The following is an 8,222-nucleotide window of genomic DNA, read 5'->3' as shown; positions in this document are numbered from 1 at the left end:
CGCCGCCGGCATCTACTCCGCCGAGTTCACGGTGCCCGCCGGCAGCTACGAGTACAAGGTCGCGCTGAACGACACCTGGGACGAGGCCTACGGCCTCGACGGCGGTGGCGACAACATCCCGCTCACGGTCGCCGGCCCCGCGACCCTGCGCTTCACCTTCGACGACAACCTCAAGCGCGTCGGCGTGCAGGCCACCGGCCTGCGCGAGGGGTACACCGCCGACGACGACGCCCTGATCGCGAAGCCGGTGCGCCAGCCCGGCTCCGAGGAGCAGTTCTACTTCGTGATGACCGACCGGTTCGCGAACGGCGACACCTCCAACGACACCGGCGGGCTCACCGGCGACCGCCTGACCACCGGCTTCGACCCCACGAACAAGGGCTTCTACCAGGGCGGCGACCTGAAGGGCCTGCGCGATCGGCTCGACTACATCGACGGCCTCGGCACCACCGCCATCTGGCTGACCCCCAGCTTCGCCAACAAGCCCGTGCAGGGCACCGGCGACAACGCCAGCGCCGGATATCACGGCTACTGGGTGACCGACTTCACCCGCATCGACCCGCACCTGGGCACCAACGCCGAGCTCGAGTCGCTGATCGCCGACGCGCACGCGCGCGGCATCAAGGTGTACTTCGACATCATCACGAACCACACCGCCGACGTCATCGACTACGCGCAGAAGCAGTACTCCTACATCGACCAGGCGACCAGCCCGTACAAGGACGCCGAGGGCAAGGCCTTCGACCCCGCCGACTACGCCGGTACCGACGGCTTCCCGACGCTCGACCCGTCCACGAGCTTCCCGTACACCCCGGTCATCGCCGACGCGGACAAGGATGCCAAGACGCCCGCCTGGCTGAACGACCCGACGCTGTACCACAACCGCGGCAACTCGACCTGGACGGGCGAGTCCGTCACCTACGGCGACTTCGACGGCCTCGACGACCTGATGACCGAGAACCCGCGCGTCGTGGACGGCTTCGTGAAGGTGTACCAGGACTGGATCGACCTCGGCATCGACGGCTTCCGCATCGACACCGTGAAGCACGTGAACTTCGACTTCTGGAAGACCTGGTCGACGAAGGTCATCGACTACGCGCACGCGCAGGGCAAGAAGGACTTCTTCATGTTCGGCGAGGTGTACGACGCCGACCCGGTCAAGCTCGCCCCGTACATCCGCGACACCGACATGAGCTCGGTGCTGGACTTCACCTTCCAGTCCTCGGCCGTCAGCTACGCCTCCGGCAACTCCGCCAAGGGCTTGCAGAGCCTGTTCGCGGGGGATGACCGCTACACGACGCCCGACTCCAGCTCGACCGCCCTGCCGACGTTCCTCGGCAACCACGACATGGGCCGCGTCGGGTCGTTCCTGCGGAACACGGATGCCCCGCTGCAGCGCACCGAGCTGGCCAACGAGCTGATGTTCCTCACCCGCGGGCAGCCGGTCGTCTACTACGGCGACGAGCAGGGCTTCGCGGGCCCCGGCGGCGACAAGGACGCCCGTCAGCCCCTGTTCGCGACGCAGGTGGCCGACTACGCGAACCAGAAGCTGATCACCGGCGAGCAGGCCGGATCCGTCGATCGCTACGACACCGCCGCTCCGCTGTACGAGCAGATCTCCGCACTGGCGAAGCTGCGCGCCGGCATCCCGGCGCTGCACGACGGCGCCCAGATCGAGCGCTATGCGGCATCCGGCGCCGGGGTCTACGCCTTCTCGCGAGTCGACGCGGCCGACAAGGTGGAGTACCTCGTCGCGGTGAACAACGCCACCAGCGCGCAGACCGTCGACCTCACCACGCTCACCGCCGATGCGTCCTACGCCGTGCAGTACGGTGACGGCAAGGCGATCACCACGGATGCCGGCGCCAAGACCTCCATCACCGTGCCGGCCCTGTCGGCCGTCGTGTGGAAGGCGGATGCCCCGGTCTCCGCTCCCGCCGAGGCCGCACCGGTCACGGTCTCCGTCCCGGCTGCGGGCGCCGGAGTCTCCGGCCAGTCCGCGGTGCAGGCCACCATCGCCGACCAGTGGGCGCAGACCAGCTTCTCCTGGAGGGTCGTGGGCTCCGACGAGTGGCACGCGCTCGGCACCGCGGAGGACACCGACCCGCGCGTCTTCCACGACATCCGCGGGCTGAAGAAGGGCACCCTGGTCGAGTACCGAGCGGTGACCACGGATGCCGCCGGCCACCACGCCGCCGCGTCCACCTACGCCTCCGTCGGCAACGCCGTCTCGCTAGACGCGGGGGAGGAGCAGCCGGAGTCGCCCATCGAGATGGTCACCGTGCCCGGCAGCCTGAACTCCGAGATGGGCTGCGCCGGCGACTGGGACCCGGCGTGCGAGAAGGCGAAGCTCACGCTCCGCAGCGACGGCGTGTGGGCGGGCACCTTCGACCTGCCCGCGGGCGACTACGAGTACAAGGCCGCGATCGACGGCAGCTGGACGGTCAACTACGGTGCGAACGGCGTCGCCGACGGACCGAACGTCACCGTCAGCCACAAGGGCGGGCCGATCTCGTTCTACTTCGATCCGCGCACGAACATCGTGCAGTCCTCGGCCGAGGGGCCGATCGTGACGCTCCCCGGCTCCCTGCAGGACGAGCTCGGCTGCGCCGGTGACTGGATGCCGGACTGCCTGGCGACTCTGATGGCCGACGGTGACCGTGACGGCGTCTACGAGTTCTCCACCTCGAAGCTGCCGACCGGCGCCTACGAGCTCAAGGTCGCACACGGCCTGAGCTGGGCCGAGAACTACGGCGCCGACGGCGCCCGCGACGGCGTGAACATCTCCTTCAGCGCCACCGAGGGCAAGGTCACCACGTTCCGCTACACCCTCGCCACGCACGTGCTCGAGGTCGCGAGCGACGACGCCCCGCTGCCCGGCACGGGGGAGCAGCGCGCCCAGTGGATCGATCGCGACACCATCGCCTGGCCGGCGAATCTCGGGCAGACGGACAGGGCCGCGTACCGGCTGCACTCGGCATCCGACGCCTCCCTGGCCGTGACCGACGGTCAGGTCACCGGCGGCGACGCGGTCGACCTCACCGTCATCGACGGCGGGCTGACGGATGCCCAGAAGAAGCGCTTCCCCGCGCTCGCCGGGTACCTGGCGCTGAAGGTGCCGGCGGATGCCGATGTGCCGGCGCTGCTGCGCACGCAGCTGGCCGTCGCGCAGAGCGACACCGCCGGTGCGCTCACCGCATACACCGGCGTGCAGATCCCGGGCGTGCTCGACGATCTGTACGCGGCGAACGCGGCCGACGCCGAGCTCGGCGTGACCTTCCATGGGGTCAACCCGACGTTCCGGCTGTGGGCGCCCACCGCGCAGAGCGCGACACTGCTCACCTGGGCCGATGGTGCGGCATCCGACGCGGAGCCCACGCGCCACAAGGCGGCCTATGACGCGGCATCCGGCGTCTGGACCGTGAAGGGCAAGAAGGCGCTCAAGGGCGCCGAGTACCTGTGGGAGGTCGTCGTGTACGCGCCGACCACCGGGAAGATCGAGACCAACCGGGTCACCGACCCGTACTCGGTCGCGCTCACGCTGAACTCGGAGCGTTCGGTGGCGGTCGACCTGAAGGACAAGGCGTTCCAGCCGAAGGCGTGGAGGACGACGAAGAGCCCCGTGATCGACAAGCCCGTCGACCGCGCGATCTACGAGCTGCACATCCGCGACTTCTCGATCGGCGACGACACGGTCCCCGAGGCCGAGCGCGGCACGTACCTGGCCTTCACCCGTGACAGCGCGGGCACGAAGCAGCTGCGTCAGCTGGCGGATGCCGGCATCAACACCGTGCACCTGCTGCCGTCCTTCGATCTGACCACGATCGAGGAGGACCGCGGAAAGCAGGCGCAGCCGGACTGCGACCTGGCCTCGTACGGCCCGGCCGACACCGCACAGCAGGCGTGCATCGCTGCCGTCGCAGATCAGGACGGCTTCAACTGGGGTTACGACCCGTACCACTTCTCGACGCCGGAGGGCTCGTACGCGGTGAACCCGGAGGGCGGCGCACGCACCGCCGAGTTCCGCTCGATGGTGGGCGCCCTGCACGGCATGGGGCTGCAGGTGGTGCTCGACCAGGTCTTCAACCACACCACGACGTCGGGTCAGGCCGACAGCAGCGTGCTCGACCGCGTCGTGCCCGGGTACTACCAGCGTCTCAACGCGGCGGGCGCCGTGGAGACGTCCACCTGCTGCCAGAACGTGGCGACCGAGCATCTGATGGCGCAGAAGGTGATGGTCGACTCGGTGGTCACGTGGGCGCGTGGATACCGAGTCGACGGGTTCCGGTTCGATCTGATGGGCCACCACTCCGCCGAGAACATGAAGCAGGTGCGCAAGGCGCTGGACGCCCTGACCTTGAAGAAGGACGGCGTCGACGGCAAGTCCATCTACCTGTACGGCGAGGGCTGGAACTTCGGCGAGGTCGCGGACAACGCCCTGTTCGAGCAGGCGACGCAGGGGCAGCTCAGCGGTACCGGCATCGGCACCTTCAACGACCGCCTGCGCGACGCCGTGCACGGCGGCAGCCCGGTCGACGGCGATTCCACGTTCGTGCAGGGCTTCGGCACCGGGCTGGCGACCGATCCGAACGGCGACCCCATCAATGGAAGCGCGGCCCAGCAGCTCGCGACTCTCGGCCACGACACCGACCTGGTGAAGCTGGGCCTGGCCGGCAACCTGCGCGACTTCGCGTTCACCACCAGTGACGGCAAGAAGACCGCGGGCAAGGACATCGACTACAACGGTCAGCACGCGGGTTACGCCGACCAGCCTGACGAGGTGATCAACTACGTCGACGCGCACGACAACGAGACGCTGTACGACCTGTCGGTGTTCAAGCTGCCGGTCAGCACCTCGATGGCCGACCGCGTGCGCATGAACACGGTCGAGCTGGCCACGGTCACCCTGTCGCAGTCGCCGTCGTTCTGGCAGGCGGGCACCGAGCTGCTGCGCTCGAAGTCGCTGGATCGCAACAGCTTCAACTCCGGCGACTGGTTCAACCGCATCGACTGGACCGGCAAGGAGTCGACCTTCGGCTCCGGCCTGCCGATGGCGGCCGACAACCAGGGCAAGTGGGACATCATGGCCCCGCTGCTGCAGAACCCGGCGCTCAAGCCGAAGGCATCCGACATCGCCGCGGCCGAGGCATCCGCTCTCGATCTGCTGCGCGTGCGCAACGAGGTCGGCCTGCTCCGGCTGGGCTCCGCCGATCTGATCCGGCGGAAGGTCAGCTTCCCGGGCGGCGGGGCGGATGCCGCGCCGGGCGTGATCCTGATGCAGATCGACGATCTCGCCGGGAAGGACGTCGATCCCGAGCTCGACGGCGCCCTGGTCGTGTTCAACGCCTCGCCGAACCCGGTCACGCAGACCGTCACCGGTCTCGCCGGGCGCGACTTCGCTCTGACTCCCGCGCAGGCGAAGGGTTCGGATGCCGTGGTGAAGACCACCACCTGGGATGCCGCGACCGGCACGGTCTCCGTGCCCGCCCGTTCTGTGGCGGTGCTGGTGGAGGCACAGCAGGACCACGGTTCCCAGCCCGGGGTCGACCCCGACGAGAAGAACGCGACTCTCTCGTTGTCCGCTGACGCGGTGGAGCAGGGCGGTACTGTGTCGGTGACCGTCCGCGGTCTCGAGAGCGGTGAGCAGGTCTCGGCCGTGCTGCACAGCACCCCGCTGGCGATTCGGGGCATCCCCGCGGCGGACGCATCGGGGACGGTGCGCTTCGACGTGGCCATCCCCGACGACTTCGCGGTGGGAACGCACACTCTGGTGGTGACCTCCGAGGGGCGGGTGCCGCTGCGCTCCACGCTGACGGTGGTCGCGAAGGGCTCGCTGGCGAGCACAGGAGCGACGTGGCCCGCGGGAATCGCGACGGCGGCCGTGGTTCTGCTCCTGCTGGGCGCGGCGCTGGTTCTGCTGCGCCGCAGGCGGCGGGAAGCCGACAGGCTGGAGGTCTGACTTCCGGCACAGCGCTGAAAGGGCGGGATCCATCCACTGCGGATGGATCCCGCCCTTCTGCTTCCGCTGTTCGCCAAGGCCGCTGAGGCGCAGCCGATCGTCGTGGTCCACGACGGGCGGGGCGAGCCGGCGCGCTCGCAGCCGGTCTTCACGTACCGGAGATCACGTGCGTGAAGGTCATCAGCCGACGCGCCGTTGCCGTGGGCGAGTCGCAATATGTTGGATCGGGTCGCGGGCGGCGGGGCGGTTCCTATCGCCTGTTCCGGTCGACCATCGATGTTGTTCCCCTGTCGAGAACCTGTGCATTGTCGGCGCGATCGGCGCACGGATGCACTGTCTGCTCCTGGATGTCCACCCGTTGAATATGACTACAGAACCCCGTGCGCGCGATGACATCCTGGGTGATCTCGGGTGGCGGCCGCGCCCGGGATTGATGCCGGGGTTCGAGGCAGAGGCGACCGCAGGTCGTGGCTGGACGGCCGGGCGCTTGTGGACGGCCGGGAGCATGGTGCACACGCCCGCAGCCAACGCACGTGAGCTTCATGTGATCGTGGGTGTCGAAGGGCGCGGGACGATCACCTCACGTCGACGTGCCCTCGTCGTGGGCAGGCGTCAGCTCATGATCGCCGAGGCGGAGCACGAGATGCGGGTCGAGTCGAACACGCCCTGGGCTCGTTTCGAATGGGTGCTCGATTCACCTGCGCTCTCGCTTTCGAGACATCTTCGGCTGCTCACCCCCATAGCTGTGGACGAACTGCACTGGGAGCTGATCGCGGCGATGACCAATACGCTGGTCAGCCACGAGCCCTCGCTCGGCGGACATCCGTCCTCGGTGTCGTCGGGTGGGATCGGCGCGGCATTCACGCAGCTGCTTCTGACTGTGCTGGAGCGCGCAGGGTCCGGCCGTGCGATCGGGTCAGAGTCCTCGACAGGGCTGATCGATCGGGCGTATCGATTGATCGACGAGAACTTCAGCGACCCCGAGTACGGCGTCGCCGATCTCCGCGCCGATCTTTCTCTGTCGAAGTCGCACTTGCACCGTCTGTTCGCGGATCAGGGGACCACGCCTCGACGTGAGCTGGAGGCCAGGCGCGTCGACGCCGCACTCGTCGCGATGGAGTCGACGCCATCCGCAGAAGTCGCGCGAGCCTCGGGATTCCGTTCTGTTCAGCGCATGATGATCGCGATCGGACGTCGTCAGGCGGGCGGGAACGACGAGGGCGGGCAGCTCCCTGTGGATTCTGCCCGCCCTCTGTGAGTTCCGTGCTGCGTGGAGGACGACTCAGCGCAGGGTGACGTCGATGGTCTCTGCGAAGGGGTCCACGTTCGGCACCGTGGTGATGATGCTGTAGCCGGATCCGCTCGGACCCTGCGGGCGGAACCGCACATCCACCAGAGTCACGTCGTCACCGACGATGGTGTAGAGCACCGAGCCGTCGGAGTTGACCGTCGCGACGGCACCGGCAACGGAGACCGGCGTGATCGTGACGCCCGCTTCGGGGACGATTCGGATCGTGGATCCGTTGGGGAGGGAAGCAGGGTCAGCGTTCGGATCCTGGCCTTCGAGCGTGTACTTGGTGGTGTTTCCGCTGACGACGGACACCGTCGCACCCGTGAACCAGAACGTGGCCGGCGGCGGCACCTCGGAAGCTGCGGCAAAGGGCACTGCGGTCGCCATCGCGATGACGGGAACGGACCATGCGGCGGACTTGACGACGACGCGTCGGGAGATCGAGTTCGTGTTCTTGGCGAACTCGGAATCTGTGATGTCAGAAGACATGAGGGCCTTTCGGATAGCTGTTGATTCAATCCAACCCGAATGGCTCGGGGCCGCTTGGCGAGCAGGAGGAACAGCGGACATTCCAGTGGTGGTGAGGGACAATCCGCGCCGGCGACTCAGCCCGTGGCGAACGGAGTTCCGGGTGCCACTGCGCTCGCGCCCCAGTGCACGCCGAGTGCGCCGGGGCCGAACGGGCCACGGACCACATGCACTGCACCACCGCGGCCGACCGGAAGCGGCCGCACCGACAGCGGTTGATCCGGAAGATCTTCGACGACGTTGCACCACTCCGGATGAGCATCAGGGGCGAATCTGACCCAGATCAGCAGCTCGCGAATGGCGCGGCCCACTCCGTGGCCGGTTTCGCGAACCGGTGGTCCATCGGCAGAGAACTCCACTTCGGTCTCGAGCAGGACTGATGCACCAGGGGAGAGAGGCTGGTCGAGTTCGACAACGGCACCGAACACACGGCCGCTCTCGTGC

The 8,222-nt window shown here is 68.1% G+C and carries 4 protein-coding genes and 1 pseudogene; 3 read left to right on the top strand and 2 right to left on the bottom strand.

The window, feature by feature from the left end:
• The 3 genes from pulA to BGN97_RS14105 all read left to right on the top strand — a co-directional run.
• The coding region (pulA, locus tag BGN97_RS14115; RefSeq protein ID WP_292702773.1) for a pullulanase-type alpha-1,6-glucosidase at positions 1-5,959 on the top strand (5,959 nt) is incomplete at its 5' end.
• Between the two features lie 42 nt (positions 5,960-6,001).
• Positions 6,002-6,133, top strand: coding sequence for a hypothetical protein (locus BGN97_RS14110; RefSeq protein ID WP_292702771.1), 132 nt, complete (start codon positions 6,002-6,004; stop codon positions 6,131-6,133).
• Positions 6,134-6,464: 331 nt separating this feature from the next.
• Entirely contained in the window at positions 6,465-7,217 is a 753-nt protein-coding gene (locus BGN97_RS14105) for an AraC family transcriptional regulator (protein WP_292702769.1), read from the top strand.
• A gap of 24 nt (positions 7,218-7,241) precedes the next feature.
• Here the strand turns inward: BGN97_RS14105 and BGN97_RS14100 are convergent, their stop codons facing one another.
• On the bottom strand, positions 7,242-7,739 hold the full coding sequence (locus BGN97_RS14100) for a hypothetical protein (RefSeq protein ID WP_292702767.1): 498 nt from the start codon (positions 7,737-7,739) through the stop codon (positions 7,242-7,244).
• A 116-nt stretch (positions 7,740-7,855) separates the two neighbouring features.
• A pseudogene (locus BGN97_RS14095) lies at positions 7,856-8,222 on the bottom strand (hypothetical protein); the annotation flags it as partial.

It is taken from the genome of Microbacterium sp. 69-10, from assembly GCF_001897945.1.
Taxonomy (GTDB): Bacteria; Actinomycetota; Actinomycetes; order Actinomycetales; family Microbacteriaceae; genus Microbacterium.
The sequence above is the reverse complement of the archived record's forward strand: the minus strand, read 5'-3'. Positions and strand labels throughout refer to the sequence as shown.

Excerpts from the sequence above, each read along its gene's own strand:
- BGN97_RS14110 (WP_292702771.1), top strand. The coding sequence starts at position 6,002 with ATGGATCCCGCCCTTCTGCTTCCGCTGTTCGCCAAGGCCGCTGAGGCG.
- BGN97_RS14105 (WP_292702769.1), top strand. The coding sequence starts at position 6,465 with ATGGTGCACACGCCCGCAGCCAACGCACGTGAGCTTCATGTGATCGTG.
- BGN97_RS14100 (WP_292702767.1), bottom strand. The coding sequence starts at position 7,739 with ATGTCTTCTGACATCACAGATTCCGAGTTCGCCAAGAACACGAACTCG.